Origin of the sequence: Streptomyces glaucosporus, from assembly GCF_039533345.1 — a bacterium.
GTDB lineage: Bacteria > Actinomycetota > Actinomycetes > Streptomycetales > Streptomycetaceae > Streptomyces > Streptomyces glaucosporus.
Genome location: NZ_BAAATJ010000013.1, coordinates 72,961 through 93,463 on the forward strand (window position 1 = coordinate 72,961; position 20,503 = coordinate 93,463).

A 20,503-nucleotide genomic window follows, 5' to 3' on the forward strand; every position below is an offset into this window, starting at 1 on the left:
GCGGAACCGGGCGACCGGGACCGCCCCGCCGGTCTTCCCGCCCCGCCCCGCCGGACCGGGCCGGACCCGGCCCCGTCAGTCCCACCAGAACGACCAGTGGCCCCGGCCGGGGAGGAGCCACTTCTCCGCGTACCGCGCCAGGCTCCCGGGCCCCTGCCGGACCACGGCCGGGCAGAACGCGAAGTGCTCGGCCGCCACCGCGAGCGCCTCCCGCGCCGTCCGCGGCGGCGCCGCCACCGACAGGTGCAGCACGTCCGGCTCCAGCGCCACCACCCGAGCCCCGAACCGCTCCTCCCAGGAGCGCAGGACGGCGCCGAACGGCGCGGGGCCCTCCCCGGACGCCAGCGTGCCCGTCCAGCCGATCGCCGCGGGCACGTCGGCGCCGCGCCGGGCCGGGACCAGGGCGATCCGCGGATCGCGGAGGGTGCCGGAGGAGACCAGGGAGCGGGCCACCGCCTCCGCCGCCGCGCCGGGATCGCCCACCGCCCCGCCGGGCGGCGGCGCGAGTCCGGGCCACCGCCCGCCGTACGGCCGCAGGGCCGTCCCGTCCGGCTCCCGCGCGGCGTGCTCCTCCCACCAGCGGGCCAGCGTCCCCGCGGCACCGACTCCGGCGGGGACGGGCTCCGGCAGCAGATCGTCCTCCGGCGACGTGCCGCGGCCGTTCCTGCCCAGCAGCACGGGCCACAGCCCGGCACTACGCGCCACCCGCAGCATCCGGCCCCAGTCGCCCGGCCCGGCGGGCGCGTCGGCACGCCACAGCAGCGGCTCGGACCGCCCCCCGAGCACGGTACGGTCGACCAGCGCGCCCGGCGGCAGATCCGCCGAGCCCGCCAGCGAGCGCAGTCCCCGTGCTCCGGACATCACTCCCTCGACGCTGTGAATCCGACGCCGTGAATCCGACGCCGTGAATCCGACGCCGTGAATCCGACGCTATGAACCGTCTCCGGCGGCGGTGTCCCCGGATGCCGGGGAGTCCCCGGAATCCTCCGGATCTCCGGAGCCGCCGGGCGCCGCGTCCCCGCGAGTACCCCCGTCCGGCCCGCGGAACACCCCCGGCGCCAGAGCCGCCAGCCGCTCCACCAGCTCCCCGAACGGCCCGTCGGCGGGCTCCTGTTCGACGACGCGGCGGAACACCCCGGCCGTCTCCTCGTCGAACGCGGCCGTCACCGCCGCCAGGGCCAGCAGCTCGTGGACGAGCCGGCGCTCCAGCTCCCACCGCGGAATCGACCGCTCCTGCAGCCAGTTGAGCGCCGTGGCCTCGGCGACGCCGACCCAGGTCCGGATGACGAGAGCCAGCCGCGGGCCGGGATCGGCGATCCCCAGGTGGGCCAGGAGCTGCTCGTACGCGGCCTGCCGCACCTCGTCGATCACGGCGTCGGTCCGTGCCGAGCCGGCGGCCGAACCGCCGCGCAGCAGGGCCGAGAAGCCGGACGCGTGCTCCTCGACGAAGTCGAAGTAACGGCCCATCACCAGCAGCAGGCGCGCGCCGAACGGTCCGCCGGGCGGGACGTCGAAGCGGGCCGCCAGCTCGTCGGCGGCCCGCCGGACTGCCGCCTCGTAGAGGCTGTGCTTGCCAGGGAAGTAGTGGTAGACCAGCGGCCGGGATATCCCGGCCGCGGTGGCGATGTCGTCGATCGACACGTCCTGGGGAGAACGGTCGCTGAACAACCTCAGTGCGACGTCGATGAGTTGCTGCCGACGTTCCTCGACGCCCATCCTGCGGCGTACCCCGGTGGTCATGGGAACACCCTAGCGAGCGCCGTGGTCCGCGGGGCGCCGCGAACCGGCCCCGGACGGCCCGGCGGCCCTGTGAGCGGGGCGGATCCGACGGCGGCCCGGCAGTGGTTCGACGGGGGATTCGCCGGCGGGCCGGCGGCGGGTCAGTGGAGGGCGGCCAGCCGTCCGCCGTCCACGAGCGAGGCCGACAGTTCGACCCGGACGCCCTCGTCCGCCTCCACCGCGAGGGTGCGGCCCGCCGCGCGGTGCGTCACCCCGCCGGTCACGGAGATCGACACCACCTCGTCGCTGCCCGCGGCGAGCAGGTACCGGACACCGGAGGGGGCCCTCCACAGCACCCCGCCGAGCACCCGCTCCTCCCGCACCCCGCACGCCGGCCCGTCCTCGGACCGCGCCGCCACCACGTCCGGCGCGTCCGGCTCCCCGGCCGGGGCCAGGAACCGGACCAGCGCCGGCGAACCGGCGCCCCGCCAGGTGTCCGCCCGGGTGCACACCCACCCCGCCCGGCCCGCGCCCTCCGGCAGCCGCTGCTCGGCGAACCGCCAGGAGTTCACCGTCCGCACGCCGCGGCCCGCCAGCGCCGGCAGCCGGCAGGCGGTACGGGCCAGCACGGTGCGCGCCGCCTCCCCGGCCGCACCCGCGTCCACGGCCCCGCCCGGAGCCCCGAACGTCAGCCGGACCGGGCTCAGCTCGCCGAGGTCCGTCAGCAGGTACGGGCCGGCGCCCTGGGTTCCGGAACGGCCGGCGGCGGCGCCGTCCGGCGTCAGCCGCAGCGCGGGCCAGGCACGGCACGGGGAACCGTCCAGCGGCGGCCCGGCCACCGGAGCGGTCAGCCCGTCGGCGGAACGCTCCACCGGCCGCCCCCGGTCGGCGGGATCGAGGAGGTCGACGACCGAGGCCCCCGTGATCCACGGCGCCGTCAGATAGCGGGCGCTGCCGGTCCCGCGGGAGACGACCAGCGCGCCCGCGGACGCCGCGTCCGCCCCGTCCGTCCGCGCGAAGTCCAGCGCGACCGGACCCTTCCGCCCGCCCGCCGGCTCGGCGTAGCGCACCACCCGCAGACCGTCGTGCAGCACCACCACCGAGGAGCCGTCCACCTCGCCCGCGTACAGCAGCCGGGCCGGTCCCGCGGCCGGCCCGGACGGGGTGCCCGGCGTCGCGGTGACCCGCACGTCCGGGCCCGGCCGCGCCCACACCGCCAGGGCCCGCCGCAGCAACCCGGTGTCGCCGGTGAGCCCGCCCCGGGCCGGCCAGACGGAGAAGTCGGTGCGCGCCGACCGCCGCCACGCCCCGGCCTCCGCCCGCAGCAGCAGCTCCGGGTCCAGGGCCCGCTCCGCCGCCGGATTGCGCGCGTACACCGGGGCCGCCGCGCCGTCCGGGCCCCAGCCGTCGCCCGGCAGCCCCAGCAGCAGCCCGCACACGGCCAGCGCGCACCCCGCCACGGCAGCGGCCCGCGCGTTCTGCCGCCGCCGCGCCGGATCCGCGGGGCGGGCCCGCAGCGAGCACGGATCGAACTCCGCCGACACCGGCAGCGACCGGTCCCGGCTCCCGGCCGGGGGCCGCACCCCGTCCGCCTCCGCCAGCGCCGCCCGCGGGTCCGCCGCCCCGGCCGCCGCCAGCAGCCGCACCGCGTCCCCGTCCGGCAGGCCCTCCAGGACGCGCAGCGCGTACGCGGCCCGCGCCGCCCCCGACACCCTCGACAGCTCCCGCTCCAGGGCGAGCGCGTCGGGACCGCCGGCCCGGGGGGACAGCCGCAGCCCCAGCACCAGCGGCCACAGCGGCGGCAGGACCGGGCGCCCGGCCCCCGGGAACCGCCTCGGCGGCCGGTCCGCCGCCAGCGCGGCCCGGAGCACCCCCAGCCTCAGCAGGGCGTACGCCGGATCCGGCGCGCTTCCCGGAACGTGCTCCGGAGCGGGCGCGCCCCGCGCCCCCCGGCCGCGCGGCAGCGAGCGCTGCGCCGCGGCGTGCGCGGCCAGCACCCGCCGGTGCCGCGCCGCGGAGGGCGGCAGGACCAGGTACGCCAGGCGCACCAGACGCGGATAGTGCTCGACGAGGGCGGCCTCGGCCCGCTCGGCGTCGACAGGGCCGGACGGAGCGGGCCGGGGCGCCCGGAGGGGGGAGGTCGCATCCTTCGGAGCCACGTTGAGCTGAACGAGTGACCTCCCCGTTGGTCACCTCCCGCGGCCGGACCTCCCCCGCACCGGGCGGCCGGTCAGCCCAGCAGCCAGCCGGAGAACTCCACGGCGCCCCGCGCGGTGCCGCTCGCCGCCGTCATCCCCAACCCGACGTCCTGCCGCGCCGCCGAACCCGGCACCCGCACGGTCGCCACCGTCTGCCAGGTCGCCCCGCCGTCCGCGGACAGCTCACCGGTGTAGTCCCGGCCGGCCCGGCGCAGCCGCAGCAGCACCGGGGCCTTCACCCCGGTGATCCGCCGGTAGGTGTCCAGCTGCCCGTCGCCGTCGGAGTCGTACGACAGCACCACGCCGTTGGCCGGGGTCACCGACAGGTTGAGGAAGCCGGGGGAGCCCGCCGCCGCCAGGTCGTCGCGGACGAAGATCCCCGCCCGCGCCCACGGCCCGGTCGCCGCCTGGGAGTCCACCCGCACCGTCGCCGTGCCCCGCTCGCCCAGCCCGCCCGGCCGGTACAGGGCGCCGAACTCCGCGGTGGCCCGCCACAGGTCCGCGCCGCCGCCGTCGATCGCGTAGCGGTCGCCCAGCCGGCCGAAGACCGCGCCGTTGGTGGCGACCGTGCGCCAGCCCGCCGGCAGCGGACCGGCCAGGAACAGCGTCCCGTCGTGCACCGTCCGCACCCGGGGGCCGCCCTCGGGGCCGTACCGCGCCGACACGGTGAACGGCAGCCGCCGCAGCGGATCGGTCAGCGGGCGGCCCGGCGCGGTCACCCGCCAGCGGACCCGGGCCCGGCCGCCCGCCGGGACCCGCGCCACGGTGGCGGGATCCAGCGGCTCGGCGGCGACGCCGGGCGGACCGGACAGGGCCAGCTCCACCGGACCCGCGGCCCGCAGCCCGTTGGTGTTGACGAAGACCGCGGTCAGCAGCCCGCGCCCGCCCGGCGCCAGCGCCTCCGGATCCGTCTCCGCCTCCACCCCGCCCTGCCAGGGCGCGCGGGCCAGCGCGTCGCGGACCTTGACGGCCGCGGCGTACGGGTCGCCCACCGGCCGCAGCGGGTACTCCTTCCGCTCCCTGGTCCAGGGCTCCTCGAACGCGTACCAGTCGACGGGCTCCGGCGCGCGCCCGGCGGCCAGCGCGGCGTCCAGCTCGTCCAGCCACCTCCGCCAGCGAGGCAGGTAGAAGTCGCCCATCAGCCCGTGCCAGTCGCGGTTGGCGTAGTCGTGCAGCCGGCCCGCGTCGGACACCGCCCGCCCGTCCCACACCGTCAGCAGCACCCGCGCGGTGCGCTCCAGCTCCGCCGCCTCCTGTGGGGAGGACGCCATCCGGCGGGCCGCGTCCGTCCACGGGCCCAGCAGGAACAGCCGGTGGGTGCCCGCCAGTTCGTCGGCCAGCCCCATCAGCCGCAGCCACAGCGCCGACAGCTCGCGGAAGGCGGTGCGGTCGCCGCGCCCGTACGCGTCGCGGAGCTGCGGCAGGAGCTGCCGGCTGCGGTTGGCCAGGGCCTGCCGGGCGACGTCCACCAGGTCGTGCCGGTAGGCGTCGCCGCCGCGCAGGGGCGCGGCCACCGCCAGCAGTCCCTCCAGCGCGGCGTCGAACCGGGCCGGGTCGTAGGTGAGCTCGGCGGGCCCGTACTGCCCGGCCCGGGTGGCGTTCAGGTCGGGGCGGGCGGCGAAGAGGCTGTCGTGGGCGAAGCCGTACAGCTTCGCGGAGTGCCGGTAGGCGGTGTCGTGCAGGGCTTGCCAGGCGTCCCGGGCGGCGGGGTCGGCGCCGCCGTACCGGTACCGGGCGTACCGCGCGAACCACGCGGGCAGGTCCACCGGCTCCCTGCGCCAGGCCAGCTCGGAGAAGAAGTCGAACGCGGCCGGGTCGCGGTCGGCGGCCTCCGGCATGTACGCGGTGCCGGCCAGGGCGCTGCCGGGCTTGTCCCGCCAGGCGTGGAACCGCTCGTTCCACACATGGGTCCTGGCGCCCAGCAGGGTGCGCCCGCCGAAGTTGGGGATCGCCCCGAAGCAGTACGGGGTGCCGTTCCAGTCGGCCTCGCGGTCGGAGACGGTCTCGGTCCGCTCGGAGATCCCGTCGACGATGAGCATCCGCCGCTTGTCCACGGCGTCCACCAGTTCCCGCCGGGGATTGTCCTGCCAGCCCAGGATCACCCAGACCGCCCCCGGCCGGGCCTCCCGCAGGGCCGCCTCCACGCCCCGCGCGGCGTCCGCCACCGGCACGTCACCGGCGCTGCCGCCCTCGTGCAGCAGGTCCATCTTGAAGTGCCCGGCGTCGCCGAACAGCTCCTTCTGGTGCCGGTAGAAGGACGCGGCGACGGCGCGGAAGACGGCGGTGCGCGGATCCAGCCAGTCGGGCCGCGGGAAACCGTGCCAGGTGCCCTGCGGGACGGTGCGGGCGCCGGGGTTGCGCGCGGCGAAGTCCCGGGGGACCGTGCCGTAGTAGCCGGGCAGCACCGGGTGCATCCCCAGCTCCCGCAGCCGGGCGGTGATCCGCCGGCCCAGCTCCGCCCGCCTGTCGATCAGGGCCTGGCTCGGCGGGCCGCCGTAGTCGCTCAGGTTCTGCAGCAGCCACCACGGCTGGTGGGACGGCGCGGGCAGCCAGCGGCGCGCCTCGGCGTCCGAGTAGCCGAACTCCCTCAGCACCCGCTGGTAGACGGCCTCGTGCCCGGCGATGACCAGCACCTGGTTGCAGCCGTTGAACGCCAGCACGTCGATCAGCCGCTCCCAGTACCCCCAGTCGGCGTACGGGTTGGTGTAGCCGTCGTTGGTGTCGTTGAGCGCGAACCGGTTGGGCAGGGTGGTGGAGCGCTCCAGGGGGGCGGCGGGGGCGGGCAGCGTCGCGGGCAGGTCCAGCTGGGAGCCCGCCCAGGAGACGTGCGCGGAGCAGACCTCCTTCAGGTACCAGTGGACGCCGGTGAGCAGCACGGCCGGGCTGGTCCCGGCCACCTCGACCCGTCCCGCCGTGCCCGTCACCCGGAAGCGCTCGGCGCCGCCCGCCGCGTCCAGCGGCACCAGGTGGAACTGCGCCGCGTGGTCCGGCAGCAGGCGCCGCAGCGCCGCCCGGGCGGGTTCGGCGGAGAAGGCCCGCGGAGCGGCGGCGGCGCTCCCCGGGGCCACCGGGCCGGGGCCGACCACGGCCGCCAGCCCCGCCGCCACCGTCCCGGCGGCCAGTACGACGCGCCGGGGCAGTCCCGCGGTGCCCGTCCCCTCCGGCGCGGAGGAGGGGAGGGACGGCCGGCCGCTCATCCCCGGTCCAGGTAGGCGAGGACGGCCAGGACCCGGCGGTTGTCGTCGTCGGACGGCGGCAGCCCGAGCTTGGCGAAGATGTTGGAGGTGTGCTTGGCGACCGCCCGTTCGGTGACCACGAGCTGCGCCGCGATGGCCGCGTTCGACCTGCCCTGAGCCATGAGTTCCATGACCTCCTTCTCACGCGGGGTCAGACGGCCCATCGGGCGGTCCGCCTCGCGCCGTGTCAACAGTTGCTGGATCACCTGCGGATCCATGGCCGTGCCGCCCGCGGCGACCCGGCGTACGGCGTCGACGAACTGCTCCGCGTCGAAGACCCGGTCCTTGAGCAGGTAGCCGACCCCGCCGTTGCCGTCGGCGAGCAGCTCACGCGCGTAGAGCTGCTCGACGTGTTGGGAGAGGACCAGCACCGGCAGCCCCGGCCGCTCGCGGCGGGCCTGGAGCGCGCACTGCAGCCCCTCGTCCGTGAACGACGGAGGGAGCCGTACGTCCACGACCGCGACGTCCGGGTCCAGCTCGGCCAGGGCCCGGCTCAGGCCCGGCCCGCTGTCCACGGCCGCCGCGATCTCGAAGTCGTACGCCTCCAGCAGCCGTACCAGGCCGTCGCGCAGCAGAAACAGGTCTTCGGCCAGAACAACACGCACGGCGGCTCCCACGGGATCGGTCGAGGTCGGTGGGCGGCACCCGGACGGAGGACCGCCGACCACACCATAGGACCGCCGGCGGCCCGTCAAGCCGCCTTTCCGGCCGTCCCGGAGGGGCCCGGCGGCCCCCTCCGGGACGCCGTCCGCACTTCCGTCAGCCGCGCGGGACGACCGTGGAGAGCACGGACGGCAGCGTGTACCAGTCGGAGGTGAGGACGCTCGCCCGCGCGGCGGCGAGCAGCGCCACCCGGTCGCGCGCCTGCGCCTCGGTGGGGGCGGTGGCGCTGATGGCGGGCGCCACCTTGTGGGCGTCGGTCATCACCAGCAGGTAGTTCCGCGCCGCGTACCAGCCGGTGTCGATGCCGCCGGACACGTACGCCGAGGCGTCGCCGTCGAAGACGACGAACCACGGGCGGAGGGAGGCGTCCGCGTAGCGGGCGGTGCGCGGGTCGCCCGCCTCGGCCCGGTGCACGGCCGGGAAGGCGGCGGCGCTGCCCAGCCGTCCCGAGGCGGCCAGGTCGCGCAGGTGGGTGGCGTACTCGCGGTCGGTCCACAGGGAGTCGAAGGGGTTGGACTCCTCGACCGTGCCGGGGATGAGGTGGATCAGGAACTTCCCCGCCAGCGCGTTCCGCGCCGGCCAGCCCTTCGCCCGCACGGCCTCGTCCAGGGTGGCGTGCCCGGCGGCCAGGTCGCCGGGCCGGTAGAGGGCGTCGCCGAGCTTGCCGGTGACCAGCGCGTCGAACTGAGCCGGACCGCGCCCCAGGTTCGCGGCGAACCCGTCCTTCATCTCGATCTTGATCAGGATCGGCCGGTGCCCGGAGTTGGCGTCGTGCCAGGCCCGCAGGTCGGCCAGACACCCGGCCAGGCTCTGGTTGCGAGGCTTGGCGCGCAGCTCGGCGGCGGTGGAGGCGTTGACGCAGTTGTTGTCGTTGGCCAGCGGGTTGTTGTGCGCCACGCGCCAGCCGCCGCCGGAGAAGTTCGTCCACACGTCCAGCTCCAGCAGCGCGGCGCCGGAGTCCAGGGCGTCGGCGAAGTGGGTGTACTTGCTCTTCTCGTAGGCGTTGTGCACGCCCACGCCGGTGGTGGCCGAGTACGGCAGCGACCCGGGGTCCGCCGCGCCCGCGGAGGGCGCCGCCGCCCCCATCGCCATCAGCGCCAGGCCCAGGCCCGACGCCACCGCCGACACCACCGCGCTCTTCCGCTGTCCCATCTGCGCCGCCTCCGTCGTGGGGGATCAAAACCCGCTCAACGTAAGGGAGTTGGCGAGACGCGGGGGAGAGGCCGGACGTGAAGGAAAGGGAAACGACCGGAGTACGGCGGTCCGCGGGGGCACCGGGGCGGCCGGGAGCGGGGAAACCGTCGGCCCCGGACACCGCGGAGGTGTCCGGGGCCGACGCCGGTGCGTTCGGACGGCTCAGAAGGAGAAGAGCGCGTCCGTGGAGTTCTCCATCGCGCAGGCGTTGGGGAAGGTGTGCGCGTACGACACCTTGCGCCCCTCCCAGACGCCCTCGGCGGTGACCGTGACCGGGTCCCAGATCATCGGGCAGACCCGGTCGCCGTCGGTCTCCACCAGCGCGGCGACGTCGCCGTCCGCGGAGCGCAGTTCGGCGCACGCCCTGCCGGGCTCGGGGTGGCTGCCGCCGGACGTCGGCGAGCAGCTCAGCAGGACGCTCCGCTGCACGGTGACCGTCTCCGGATCCTCGCCCTCGCCGACCGCGAGCACCAGGTTCGAGGGTGCGTACAACCCCTCGGGCTCCGCGGGCGCGGCGGTCGCGGCGGTCGCCGTGCCCGCCAGGCAGGCGGCGGTCAGCGCGGCGCTCACCCCGAGTCCCTTGATGGCGTACCGCATGTCGAACCCTCCTCGGCTCGATGTGTCAGGTTCCGAGCGAACGGCTTGCCGAAGCGGAGGGGAGCACACATGTGAACGGTCGATTCCGGTCACCTTCTGTAATGCTTTACGGATTTCTGCGGCATTCGAGCACTTGAAGGGGGCTGATGACGGTTTGGCGCACCCGCTGAAAAGCGGACGGAAGCGGAAGAAAGCGCATATGACGCACCGCCGAACTGCGGCTACCTCCCACGGCACGCCCGTCCGGCGGGGCGACTCGACCGGAAACCACCGCCTCCCGCCCGGGCAGCCGGTGAACGCGGAGAGGGGCCGGCAGGGAAGACGTGGACGTGCGCGCACTAACGGCACCCCGCGGTTCCGCGGACGCGGAGCGGTCCGGTGCCGGTGAGCCGGACCGCTCCGCTTCACCACCCGCGAAGCCGGTGACACCTCCGTCGAGGTACGGTCCCACACCTTCCACCGGGCCTTCCTCGCCGACTTCACCGACTCCCTCGCCCGCGCCTCCGGCCGCGACGTCCACGCCTGGGCCGACCGCTGGCTGCGCACCAGCGGCGTCGACACCCTCGCCGCCCGGGCCGCCGACGGGGAACCGCACCGCTGGCACCTGGAGATCACCCACACCGGCAACCGCCCCCACCGCATCACCGTCGGCCTGTACGACCTGGCCGCCGACGGCAGCGGAACCCTGACACCCCGCGAACCCCTGGAAGTGGACCTGGCCGCCGACGGGGACCGGCACACCCTCACCGCCGCCCTGGAAACCCTCGCCGACCTCGTCCGCGACCTGTGCGTGCGGAACGCGCACTGATCCGCCGAAGGCGCCGGGCCCCGTCCACGGAATCCGCGGACGGGACCCGACGCCCTCCGGCTCACACCTCGGCGCAGGGGTCGGTATTCAAGAACTCCTCGCGGTACGCGGTGATGAACTTCTCCATGTCCTCGGCGCCGGCTGCGCTCTTCTCCGTCGCTTTGGCGACGATGAACAAATCCCACTTCTTTCCCTCGGACGTGCAGCGCACAGCACCGACCGCACCCTTGCCGGAGTAGACGTATGATCCGTCGGCGGCTTCATGATCCGGCTGGACGTAAGCCTGTGCGGAAGCGAAGCGCCGCGCCGACCACCCTGGCTCCCACCACTTCCGGCTCACGCGGAATATCTCCTCACCGTCAACCGACACCGCGCAGAACCAAGAAGCGTCCCCCTTCTCCTCGGACTGGTGGGTTCTTTCCCCGGGAGGCATGAAAGAACCGAGGCTCTCTGCACCGACAGTCGTACCGCAGAGTGATTCTGGTACAGGGTGGCTGCGCTTCTCCTTCCTTTCCTCCGAGTAGCTGGTTGCCGACAGGAGCAGGATCGTGGCCAGGAAGGTTATTACGCCGGGCGCTCTGAGCGTATTCAATCTCATGATCCGTCTCCAGCTGATTCCCTCTTTGCCCCGTCGGAGTGGCTGATGCTCGCCTGAGGCGATGCAGAGAACTCATTGGTCAGAAACCCAGAGGGTTCTATTCGCGGATGTAGCGGACATGTGGGCCGCCGAAGCAGCCGCGGACGATGTGTGGCTGACGCCGGCGTCGGTGGAAGAACCGACGGGTCTCGGCGGCGAGCCGGGCCTGGTCCCGGGCCCGGCCGTGCATCGGCAGGCTCCGTTTGAGGTCGGCGTTGACCAGTCCGTCGGGGTTCAGCTCCGGTGAGTACCACGGCAGGAAGTGCGGCTCGACGCGGTCCGGGTGGCCGGCAAGCCAGGTGCGGACCTTCCGGGAGCGGTGGGCGGAGCGGCCGTCCACGATCAGGTGGATCTGGCGGTCGAATTGGCCGATGAGTCGGTCCAGAAAGCGGACCGTCACGCAAGATCGAGGCTGAGGTCATGGAGGAGTTCATCACCGTCTACCGTGCCGAGGTTCTGAGGACCGCCCCGTGCGCCGCGGACTGATTTCCGATGGTTCCTGGGCCCCGTCCGTGCCAGGCGGGGCCCAGGAATCTTCGACTCATGTGTCAGAGCACGGATCGCTTCTCAGAACTTCCTCACGATACGATGCAAGAAGCTCCTTCATCGCTTTTTGGCCCCCCGTATTCTCCTTGGTCTTCGCCACGATGAACAGGTCCTGGTCGTGTTCCGGAGGAGGACAGCGCACCACGCCTACACCACCCAGGTCCGAGTACACGTATGTCCTGTCGGGTGTTTCGTTCTCCGGTTCCACATAGGCGTGGACGGTGGCGAAGCGTCGGGCTGACCAGCCCTGTTCCCACCGTTCTCGCTTCACTTCGAGAACGGTTTTTCCGTCAACCGAAACGCTGCACTTCCATCTGTAGGAGTCGGTCTCCTCGTGAATCAGGCGAATCTCCTTGCCGGGCGGCAGAAAAGATTCGAGCGTGTTCGAGTCGACGTTCACGCCGCATAGTGTGCGTGGTACCGCGTACTCTCTCTTCCCTTGCTCTTCGCTCTCTTCGCAGCCGATCACGGAAAGAAACAAAATCAGGATAAGGGATGCGATCGTGCAGCTTTTCCCGGAGAGGTTCACGATCATGAGGCATCACCCGCGGAATACCACTGCGAGCCCTCGCCGTGGCTGTTTCCAGCCTGAGTGCGCGCCGATTCCTGAAGATCCTGAATGGTCTCGTCATTGATGTCGGAACGACCTAGAACCGCACGCTTGACGGCTTCCGCGGCTGCGTCGATGGTCGCGTCACGCGAGTTGCTGTAGTCGCGGATCGCCTTCCCGTCCTTCTCGACCTCGGTTGTCACATCCTTTTCGGCGTTCTTCACCACACCCTCGGTGATGTCCTCAGCCAACCAGTTGATGGCCTCGCTTGCCGCTGGAATTCTGGGAGGAATGAAAGAGGTGGCCAATTCCACAGTGCGTCCCGCCCACTTGGCGTTGTCGGCTGCGGCCTCGTTGTAATCCTTTACTGATGCGGCGTGGTAGTCGATAGTGGCGTCTGCCCGGGCCGCGCTCATGATGCCCGCGATCATAGCGCCAGGGGCGACTGCGGTGCGTACTCGCTCACTCGTCGGCACTGTCGACTCGCTTTTCCCGTTGATGACGTTGTCGACCATCACCGACGTATATGCCTGCTGGGCATTGGTGATAGCGCCGTAAGCGTCCGGGTCCTGGCCCACTTCGGCGAGGAACTGCTTCACCAGACCTGTGGCGCCGAAAATCGCCGGTACACCTGTAGCCGGAAAGAGGTCCGACGACGGCTCGCCTCTGTACAGTGTGCGCTGGAAATCAGCCATGTACTCGGCGGTGATGTTTCCCAGGCTGTCCCGCAGAGCGTGGAGCGGACCCGTCTTCAGATCTTCCGCCTCCCCGTTCTCGTTACGGCGGATCAACTCGGGGTGTTCGCCGAAGTGCGACACCAGCTTCTTGGTGAGCTTCACACGCTCCGTCGTGTGCTTGATCGCATCCGTCGATTCGCTGTCGTACGGGCGTCCGGTGGCGGCTGCCTCCAGTGCGTGGCCGAGCGCGTCGGGCCCGTGATCGGAGACCTTCTCGTCCATGCCCGGCATCGCCAGGGTGTCCGGCGGCCACTCGAAGTCTTCCCTGAGGAACTCGTCCAGATATGTGTAGCCCAGCTTGACTTCCTTGTCGGGGTGGACCGTACCGTCCTCCTGGTACACCGTCGGAGTGCCCGTGAAGAACCTCTCCGCCGCCTCCGGGCTGTGCCCCAATGCCTCCAGCACGCTCGTCAACGGGTCGTAGCCGGCACCGCCCTTGCCCGACGGGTTGAACCCGTAGTCCGGATCTCCCAATCCCATCGGCTTGTTCGACATGAACCGCATCGGTTCCTCATGGTGGAGCTGGGTGATGTGCTCCGCGATCGGGGTGAGGAAGTCCGCGTCGTAGTTGCCGTAGCGCAGGAGCCCGCCGAGAACCTGATACCCGTACGGCCTGTTGAGGCTCCCCGGCTCCAGTTCGATCTCCTTGGTGCCGAGTTCACGGAATTCCCTGCCCCAACTGGCAGGCAGATGCGTCTTCTCGTGCTTGTCGGTGGCGGTGGCCAACGCGATGCCCATGTTGCGCTGAAGATCCCTGGCCAGCGACAACCGCTTCTTGTCGTCACCCCGGGTGCCGTCGTGCGACATGAGGCCGTAGAAGCGCAGGGCCTCCTCCGGGCCGCCCAGTCCCTTGTAGAAGGCGGTGGAGAACGCCGCGTCCCTGGCATTGAACTTCAGCAGTGTGTTCAGCTCGGTGTACTGCCCATTGGTCATCTCGGGCCCGAGGGCCGCCAGTTCCAGGGCCCGCTCGGCCTGCGCGGCATCCAGCGAGGAGTACTTCGCGTGGCCGAAGTTGTGAGTGTCGCCGCCGTGAATCCTCTTCAGGGCCCGGGCCGCCGAGTCGTCGACCTCCTCCGCCCGCGCGATCAGCCCGTTGATCCGGCGCTCCAGTCCCCGGCCGACCTCTTCCAGCCGCCGCAGATGTTCCTCGGCATCGGGATCGGTGCCGTACGGAGTGCGCTCCACGACGCATTTCACGGTCCCGTCACCGTTGTCCGTCACCTTGATGCCTTGTCCGCGGGCTTCTCCCACGGATTTCTTCAACTCGGACTGGATGGAAGACAGGTCGGAGTTTGCGTCCCGGAGGATGTTCCTGATGCTCCTGGCCTGGGCGGCCGCGTCGCCGAACTCCTTGGCGGTTTTGCGGACGAACGGTTTGGTGACGCCGGCGTTCTCGCCTCTCCACCGGGCCTTGTCGGCTTTGGCCGCCATGCCGGAGCGGGCGTCGTCCGCCAGCTTCTCCAGCTTGGTGGTCATCGACTCCCAGTCCGTGACCGCCGACGCCAGGTCCGACAGGGAGACGCTGTACAGATCGCTGTAGGTCAGGTTGGGCATGCCGCTGCTCCTGGTCCCCGGCCGTTACTTGTAGAACTTCTCGATCTCGGACACCGACATGGCCGCCCCGCTGCGGTGCCTCATCTGGGCCGCGATTTCGTCGTCCTCTTTGGCATAGGCCTTGGCGCTGTAGTCGAGGTGGTTGGAGATGTGCGCGCAGGACTGCAGCAGCGTCTTGAGCTGGGACTCCCACAGGCCGACGGTGAGGCCGAGTTCAGCGCCCAGGGTGAAGTTGCTTTTTTGAGGGTGGAGGCCGCGGTGTTGCTGGACTCGCGGGCGATGTCCCCGTCCTTCCGTAGACGGCCGAACAGCTCGTACGCGTCGTGGCCGATCGCCCCCAGCTCGTCCTGGAAGACCGCCAGTTCCGATGATCCGCCCCCGCCGCCGGGATCGGCCTTGTTCAGCCGCATCCCGGTACCGCCGCGATCCGAGGCTTTGGCCACCAGAGCGGCCCATTCCTCGTCGAACGACATGCGTCTTCCCCCTCATGTCCGCGAACACGGATGGTAGGCAAAAGCTAACAGTCCGGGGTGACGCGGGCCGCCGCGCTCCCCGGACCCGGGAAGCACGGCGGCCGACGAGACACGGAACACCCGGCCGCGCACCGGGGGAGGGGGCGCGCCGGCCGCCGCGGCCGGGCCTCAGAACACCGGCACCCCGTCACGCACCAGCCGCCAGTCCACCGAGGCGAACCGCGCCGGGTCGATCTCCCCGTGCGCCTGCACCCACGTGATGATGGTGTTGCGGATCTCCTCCGAGTTCGCCCACACCTGCTTCGCCGACGCGATGTGCGGGAAGTTCCCGCCCCCGTTCGCCCGGTAGTTGTTCACCGCCAGCACGAACCGGTCCCCGTCCGCCACCTCGCGCCCCTGGAAGGCGAGGTTCACGATCCGCGAACCCGGCTCCCGCGCGATGTCGATGTCGTACGAGACGCCCCACACCACGTCGTAGTTGTAGTCCGGGGTGCCGCCCGCGTTCGTCAGCTTCGCCCGGTCCACCTCCGCACCCGCCGGGACCCGCGCGTAGTAGCGCGCCGAGAACTCCAGGTAGTCCCGCAGCTGGGCGCCCGTGACCAGCCGCGCCTCCAGCGTGTTCTCGAAGGTGTACAGCCCCGCCACGTCCCGGATCGTCACCTCGCCCGCCGGAATCATCGCCGACCGCGAGAAGCACGCCGCCTGCGACAGCACCGGCAGCTCCGCGTACTCCGTGCCCGCCAGCGCCTCGCGCACCGTCTCGGCCTGCACGAAGTTGATCAGGTCGATGACCGGAGTGTCCCGGTACGGCGCCTCGGCCGACGACATCGCCTCCCGCGACGTCCCGATGACCTGGTTGACATAGGCGACGACCTTCGCGTGCTCGTCCCCCAGCAGCCGCGTGATCGCCGGGTCCTCCTCGGCCTCGTTGGAGTTCAGCACCTCGGCCGAGACCGACTCCACCTCCCAGCGGCCCCGCTTCCACACCAGGTCGAAGTCGAAGACGGTCAGCCGCTGACCCCACTTCAGCGGCTCCGACAGCACCACCTCGCGCCCCGTCTCCGCGTTCACCACCCGGTGCTCGGCGATCTCGGCGTGCGCGTGGCCCACCAGGATCGCGTCGATCCCCGGCACCCTCTCGGCCACCAGCGCCGCCGCGTTCTCCACGTGCGGCACCTGGTCCCCGTAGGAGGACGTGCCGCTGGTACCCGAGTGCGCCGAGACGATCACCACGTCCGCGCCCATCGACCGCAGCCGGGGCACCCAGAACGCCGCCTGCTCCTCCAGGCCGGGGAACGTCATCTTCCCCTGCACGTGCGCCTTGTCCCAGACCGCGATCCCCGGGTTGGTCAGCCCCAGCACCGCCACCCTCACGTCCCGGCCGCGCGGCGTGCGCAGCCGGCCCATCCAGTACGGCGGGAAGGCCGGACGGCCGGTCACGGCGTCCAGCGCGTTCGCGCCCAGCAGCGGGAAGTCGCACTGCTCCTCGAACTTCCGCAGCAGCGGAATCCCGTAGTTGAACTCGTGGTTGCCCAGCGCCGCCGCGTCGTAGCCGATCGCGTTCATCGCCTGCGCCATCGGGTGCACCGGGCCGTTCTCGCCGGTGATCGGGTCGACCTTGGCGTAGTAGTACGCCAGCTGGGTGCCCTGGATGGTGTCGCCCGCGTCGATCAGGAGGGTGTTGCCGCGGCCCCTCTCCTCGCGTATGCGCCTCACCAGGGTCGAGATCTTGGCGAGCCCGATGTCGTTGCGGTTCTTGTCGTCGTACTCGGCGTCGGTGAAGTAGTCCCAGTTGAAGACGTTGCCGTGCAGGTCCGTCGTCCCCAGCACGGTGAAGGAGTACCGCTTGGACGACCCCCTCCCGCCCCGGTCGCCCCCATGGGCCCCGGCGGGCGCGGCCACGGCGCCCGCCAGGGCGAGCCCCGCCCCGGTCGCGGCGGTACGGCCCAGGAATCTTCTGCGGTCGAGAGGCATCTGACGTTCTCCTCGGATCGTGGACGGCGCGTGCGGCGCGGCCGGACCGCCCGCACGGCAACGCGCGTAGAGTCCGCCCCCGGCACCCCACCTGTCAACAAGAGTCCCTCCGCGCCCCGCTTCGGCTCCCCGGGCCGCACCGCCGGGCCGCCCGCCCGCCGGACGGCCCGCAGACGCGCGGTATTCCACGGGCGGAATATGCACCCGGGGCAATCGGAAATGCTCATCCGAGCACGCACCCGCCCATTCAAAAGTTGTGAACGGCCTTATGAATAACAGGCGTTGAACAGTAGGCTTCCCACAGTTCCCTACCCGCCGGTACGCCATAGGGTCATTGTCATGCGCCGCGCGAAAATCGTCTGCACACTCGGGCCCGCCACCGACTCGTATGAGCAGATCAGGACGCTCGTGGAAGCCGGAATGGACGTCGCCCGGCTCAACCTCAGCCACGGCGACCACGCCGACCACGAGGAACGCCACCGCCGCGTACGCCGGGCGTCCGAGGAAACGGGCCGCAGCGTCGGCGTCCTCGCCGACCTCCAAGGCCCGAAGATCCGGCTCGGACGATTCCGCGAAGGCCCCGTACTCCTTGAACGCGGCGACGAGTTCACCATCACCACCGAGGACGTCGAGGGCGACCGCGAACAGTGCGGCACCACCTACAAGGGCCTCGCCGACGACGTCTCCCCCGGAGAGGCCGTCCTCGTCGACGACGGCCGCGTCGCCCTCGAGGTCACCGCCGTCGACGGCCCCCGCGTCCGTACCCGGGTCACCGAAGGCGGCCTGGTCTCCGACCACAAGGGCCTCAACCTCCCCGGCGTCGCCGTCTCCGTGCCCGCCCTCTCCGACAAGGACGTCGAGGACCTGCGCTGGGCGCTGCGCACGGGCGTGGACCTCATAGCCCTCTCCTTCGTCCGCAGCGCGCGCGACATAGCCGACGTCCACCGCGTCATGAAAGAGGAGGGCCGCCACCTCCCCGTCATAGCCAAGATAGAGAAACCCCAGGCGGTGGAGAATCTCGACGACATCGTCGCCGCCTTCGACGGCCTCATGGTCGCGCGCGGCGACCTCGGCGTCGAAATGCCCCTGGAAACCGTTCCGCTGGTGCAGAAACGCGCCGTCAAACTCGCCCGGCGCAACGCCAAACCGGTCATCGTCGCCACCCAGATGCTCGACTCGATGATCGACTCCTCCCGGCCCACCCGCGCCGAGGCCTCCGACGTCGCCAACGCCGTGATGGACGGCACCGACGCCGTGATGCTCTCCGGCGAGACCAGCGTCGGCAAGTACCCCGTGGAGACGGTCAGGACCATGGGGAAGATCGTCGCCGCCGCCGAGGAGGACATGCTCGCCAAGGGCCTCCCCCCGCTCGCCGAGAGCAGCAAGCCCCGCACCCAGGGAGGCGCCGTGGCCCGCGCGGCGGCCGAGATGGGCGACTTCCTCGGCGCCAAGTTCCTCGTCGCCTTCACCCAGTCCGGGGACACCGTCCGCCGCCTGGCCCGCTACCGCTCGCCCATCCCCGTCCTCGCCTTCACCCCCGACCCTTCCACCCGGGCCCAGCTCACCCTCACCTGGGGCGTGGAGACCTTCCTCGGACCCACCGTGCAGAGCACCGACGAGATGGTCCGGCAGGTCGACGAGCAGCTCCTCAGGATCGGGCGCTGCCGGCCGGGGGACAAGGTGATCATCACCGCTGGCTCCCCGCCCGGCGTCCCCGGCACCACCAACATGGTCCGCGTCCACCACATCGGCGAGGGACTCGACGCCCCCCGGTGAACCCCGCCCCCCGGACCGGGAGTCCCGGCCGCCGCCTCGCGCCAGCGGCGGCCGGGACTCCCCTCGCACCGCGCTCCGTCCCGCGGCGCCGCTCAGTGCTTCGGCCCGATGTGCGCGTCCATCAGCGCCACGGACGCCCGGCGTGCGACGGAGACGTCGTGCACTCCTGTTGGGCGGCATGCCATTTTCCATTCGACGCCGGCCTTGTCGAGGGCTTCCGTGTACAGCCGCAGGATGTCCTGGGACTTGTTGGCGAACAAGTACCGCGGGTACTCGTAGCGCTTCCGTCGGCCCCCGACGACTCGGACCGTCCAGTTGGTGATGCGGCAACCGTCGGAGTGAACCAGCCCTCGGATCAGCTCCCAGGGATACCGGTCGACGATTCTCTGTTGCCAGGGGGTGAGCGCAATGCGTCGGTTGTGCTTTTTCCCCGGGCCGTGCTGAGGGAACAGGCACTCCAGGTGCAGGGAGTAGACCTTTACGTTGCGGCAACCGGTCTTGCGGACGCGGCACACGGAGTTTTCGGGGAAAACCGCCCGCATCGCCGCCTCGCAGGCGTCGATCAATCCCGGCCAGTCTTCGGAGCAGGTGATCATGAGGTTGGGGACCCGGTGCCCCGAGTATTGGACGATGTGCCCGTCTCCGAGGTAGAGACCGAGGAGGTACGCGTAGGCGGCCTCGTCGAGTTCTCTGCCATCGCATCGGGGGCAGGGGTGCTCCGGACGTCCGGGGAGGGTTCCCTGCCGGGCCCGTTCCCTGTGCAGCCAGTAGCCGACGGTTCCCTCGGGAATGTTCAGTCGGCGAGCTACCTCGGCATTCCTCATGCCTCCCCGGAGGAGGGCCAGGGCTTTCTCGCGAACCTCGATACCGTGAAGCGTCATGACGCTACCGTGTGCGACCGCCTCCGCTTACGAGGTGCAAAGACGAGGGATTCACGAGAATGTGAAAGTCCACTTATGGAAGAGGTGAGTGCCGGGTGCGGGACTCGAACCCGCACGCCCTTTCGGGCAGATGTGTTTGAGACATCAGCGTCTGCCTGTTCCGCCAACCCGGCCAGGGTACCGCTTCGTGAGTGTACCGGGTAAACGGCTGTACCAGCAGCTAGGTAGTCTCGGAGGTCCCATCATGGCCGGAAGACGAGGAGCCCAGTGAGCACCGCGGACATCCCCGAGCCCATCAGTACCGACAACGGCGAAGACGCCGGCGAGCGGGCGCACGTGCCGCCGGAGACGACGAGGGTCGTCATCGCCGAGGACGAGGCGCTGATCCGGCTGGACCTCAAGGAGATGCTGGAGGAGGAGGGCTACACCGTCGTCGGCGAGGCGGGGGACGGGCAGACGGCCGTGGAGCTGGCCCGGGAGCACCGTCCCGACCTGGTGATCCTCGACGTGAAGATGCCCGTGCTCGACGGGATCTCGGCGGCCGAGAAGATCGCCGGCGAGTCCATCGCCCCGGTGCTGATGCTGACCGCGTTCTCGCAGCGCGAGCTGGTGGAGCGGGCGCGCGACGCGGGCGCGATGGCGTACCTGGTGAAGCCGTTCAGCAAGAGCGACGTGGTGCCGGCCATCGAGATGGCGGTGTCGCGGTTCAACGAGATGAAGGTGCTGTCGCAGGAGGTCGCCGACCTCACGCAGCGGCTGGAGACGCGGAAGCTGGTGGACCGGGCCAAGGGGGTGCTCCAGACGCAGTACGGGCTGACCGAGCCGGCCGCGTTCCGGTGGATCCAGAAGACCTCGATGGACCGCCGGCTGTCGATGCGGCAGGTGGCGGAGGCCGTGATTCAGGACGCGGAGGAGAAGAAGCAGCAGCGGTGACGCCCCGGCCCCGCGCCCCGCTCACGG

15 protein-coding genes and 1 tRNA gene are annotated in these 20,503 nt (G+C 71.7%); 2 read left to right on the plus strand and 14 right to left on the minus strand.

The features are described from left to right. Positions 1 to 75: 75 nt before the first annotated feature. From ABD358_RS15545 to ABD358_RS15600, 12 genes are all read right to left on the minus strand, one after another. Positions 76 to 861 (minus strand): DUF4253 domain-containing protein, encoded by a 786-nt coding sequence (locus ABD358_RS15545; protein WP_344631598.1) that lies wholly within the window; start codon positions 859 to 861, stop codon positions 76 to 78. Positions 862 to 930: 69 nt separating this feature from the next. Next, complete coding sequence (locus ABD358_RS15550) at positions 931 to 1,740, minus strand: TetR/AcrR family transcriptional regulator (RefSeq protein ID WP_344631599.1); 810 nt, start codon at positions 1,738 to 1,740, stop codon at positions 931 to 933. 140 nt (positions 1,741 to 1,880) lie between these two features. Continuing rightward, positions 1,881 to 3,878: a hypothetical protein gene (locus ABD358_RS15555; RefSeq protein WP_344631600.1), complete on the minus strand. Its 1,998-nt coding sequence runs from the start codon at positions 3,876 to 3,878 to the stop codon at positions 1,881 to 1,883. Positions 3,879 to 3,949: 71 nt separating this feature from the next. Continuing rightward, the gene (locus tag ABD358_RS15560) at positions 3,950 to 7,114 is read right to left on the minus strand and encodes an alpha-N-acetylglucosaminidase (RefSeq protein ID WP_344631601.1); all 3,165 of its coding nucleotides are present in this window, start codon (positions 7,112 to 7,114) and stop codon (positions 3,950 to 3,952) included. Then, entirely contained in the window at positions 7,111 to 7,758 is a 648-nt protein-coding gene (locus ABD358_RS15565) for a LuxR C-terminal-related transcriptional regulator (protein WP_344631602.1), read from the minus strand. The genes ABD358_RS15560 and ABD358_RS15565 overlap by 4 nt, the downstream gene beginning before the upstream one ends. A gap of 154 nt (positions 7,759 to 7,912) precedes the next feature. After that, positions 7,913 to 8,968, minus strand: a complete 1,056-nt coding sequence (locus ABD358_RS15570; RefSeq protein ID WP_344631603.1) for a phosphatidylinositol-specific phospholipase C domain-containing protein — start codon at positions 8,966 to 8,968, stop codon at positions 7,913 to 7,915. Positions 8,969 to 9,172: 204 nt separating this feature from the next. Beyond that, positions 9,173 to 9,607 (minus strand): subtilase-type protease inhibitor, encoded by a 435-nt coding sequence (locus tag ABD358_RS15575; RefSeq protein WP_344631604.1) that lies wholly within the window; start codon positions 9,605 to 9,607, stop codon positions 9,173 to 9,175. A gap of 869 nt (positions 9,608 to 10,476) precedes the next feature. Next, positions 10,477 to 11,013 carry a hypothetical protein gene (locus ABD358_RS15580; protein ID WP_344631605.1) on the minus strand — a complete coding sequence of 179 codons (537 nt, stop codon included), beginning with the start codon at positions 11,011 to 11,013 and terminating at the stop codon, positions 10,477 to 10,479. 97 nt (positions 11,014 to 11,110) lie between these two features. Next, on the minus strand, positions 11,111 to 11,452 hold the full coding sequence (locus tag ABD358_RS15585; RefSeq protein WP_425576338.1) for a transposase: 342 nt from the start codon (positions 11,450 to 11,452) through the stop codon (positions 11,111 to 11,113). A gap of 141 nt (positions 11,453 to 11,593) precedes the next feature. Next, the gene (locus ABD358_RS15590; protein WP_344631606.1) at positions 11,594 to 12,133 is read right to left on the minus strand and encodes a hypothetical protein; all 540 of its coding nucleotides are present in this window, start codon (positions 12,131 to 12,133) and stop codon (positions 11,594 to 11,596) included. Beyond that, positions 12,130 to 14,439, minus strand: coding sequence for a DUF6571 family protein (locus tag ABD358_RS15595; protein ID WP_344631607.1), 2,310 nt, complete (start codon positions 14,437 to 14,439; stop codon positions 12,130 to 12,132). The genes ABD358_RS15590 and ABD358_RS15595 overlap by 4 nt, the downstream gene beginning before the upstream one ends. A 641-nt stretch (positions 14,440 to 15,080) precedes the next feature. Continuing rightward, positions 15,081 to 16,886, minus strand: coding sequence for a bifunctional metallophosphatase/5'-nucleotidase (locus tag ABD358_RS15600; protein WP_344631608.1), 1,806 nt, complete (start codon positions 16,884 to 16,886; stop codon positions 15,081 to 15,083). Positions 16,887 to 17,225: 339 nt separating this feature from the next. Between ABD358_RS15600 and pyk the strand changes: the two genes are divergently transcribed. Further along, complete coding sequence (pyk, locus tag ABD358_RS15605) at positions 17,226 to 18,662, plus strand: pyruvate kinase (protein WP_344631609.1); 1,437 nt, start codon at positions 17,226 to 17,228, stop codon at positions 18,660 to 18,662. Positions 18,663 to 18,754: 92 nt separating this feature from the next. Here pyk and ABD358_RS15610 read toward each other — a convergent pair whose 3' ends face one another. After that, positions 18,755 to 19,543 carry an RNA polymerase sigma factor sigma-70 region 4 domain-containing protein gene (locus ABD358_RS15610; RefSeq protein ID WP_344631610.1) on the minus strand — a complete coding sequence of 263 codons (789 nt, stop codon included), beginning with the start codon at positions 19,541 to 19,543 and terminating at the stop codon, positions 18,755 to 18,757. Positions 19,544 to 19,632: 89 nt separating this feature from the next. After that, a tRNA-Leu gene (locus ABD358_RS15615) sits at positions 19,633 to 19,716 on the minus strand. Positions 19,717 to 19,837: 121 nt separating this feature from the next. Between ABD358_RS15615 and ABD358_RS15620 the strand changes: the two genes are divergently transcribed. Then, positions 19,838 to 20,476, plus strand: a complete 639-nt coding sequence (locus tag ABD358_RS15620; protein WP_425576346.1) for an ANTAR domain-containing response regulator — start codon at positions 19,838 to 19,840, stop codon at positions 20,474 to 20,476. The last annotated feature ends 27 nt before the right edge of the window (positions 20,477 to 20,503 follow it).

Bases quoted from the DNA above. Each gene is read 5' to 3' on its own strand.
- ABD358_RS15545 (WP_344631598.1), bottom strand. From the start codon at position 861: ATGTCCGGAGCACGGGGACTGCGCTCGCTGGCGGGCTCGGCGGATCTG.
- ABD358_RS15550 (WP_344631599.1), bottom strand. From the start codon at position 1,740: ATGACCACCGGGGTACGCCGCAGGATGGGCGTCGAGGAACGTCGGCAG.
- ABD358_RS15560 (WP_344631601.1), bottom strand. From the start codon at position 7,114: ATGAGCGGCCGGCCGTCCCTCCCCTCCTCCGCGCCGGAGGGGACGGGC.
- ABD358_RS15570 (WP_344631603.1), bottom strand. From the start codon at position 8,968: ATGGGACAGCGGAAGAGCGCGGTGGTGTCGGCGGTGGCGTCGGGCCTG.
- ABD358_RS15575 (WP_344631604.1), bottom strand. From the start codon at position 9,607: ATGCGGTACGCCATCAAGGGACTCGGGGTGAGCGCCGCGCTGACCGCC.
- ABD358_RS15580 (WP_344631605.1), bottom strand. From the start codon at position 11,013: ATGAGATTGAATACGCTCAGAGCGCCCGGCGTAATAACCTTCCTGGCC.
- ABD358_RS15590 (WP_344631606.1), bottom strand. From the start codon at position 12,133: ATGATCGTGAACCTCTCCGGGAAAAGCTGCACGATCGCATCCCTTATC.
- ABD358_RS15595 (WP_344631607.1), bottom strand. From the start codon at position 14,439: ATGCCCAACCTGACCTACAGCGATCTGTACAGCGTCTCCCTGTCGGAC.
- ABD358_RS15600 (WP_344631608.1), bottom strand. From the start codon at position 16,886: ATGCCTCTCGACCGCAGAAGATTCCTGGGCCGTACCGCCGCGACCGGG.
- pyk (WP_344631609.1), top strand. From the start codon at position 17,226: ATGCGCCGCGCGAAAATCGTCTGCACACTCGGGCCCGCCACCGACTCG.
- ABD358_RS15610 (WP_344631610.1), bottom strand. From the start codon at position 19,543: ATGACGCTTCACGGTATCGAGGTTCGCGAGAAAGCCCTGGCCCTCCTC.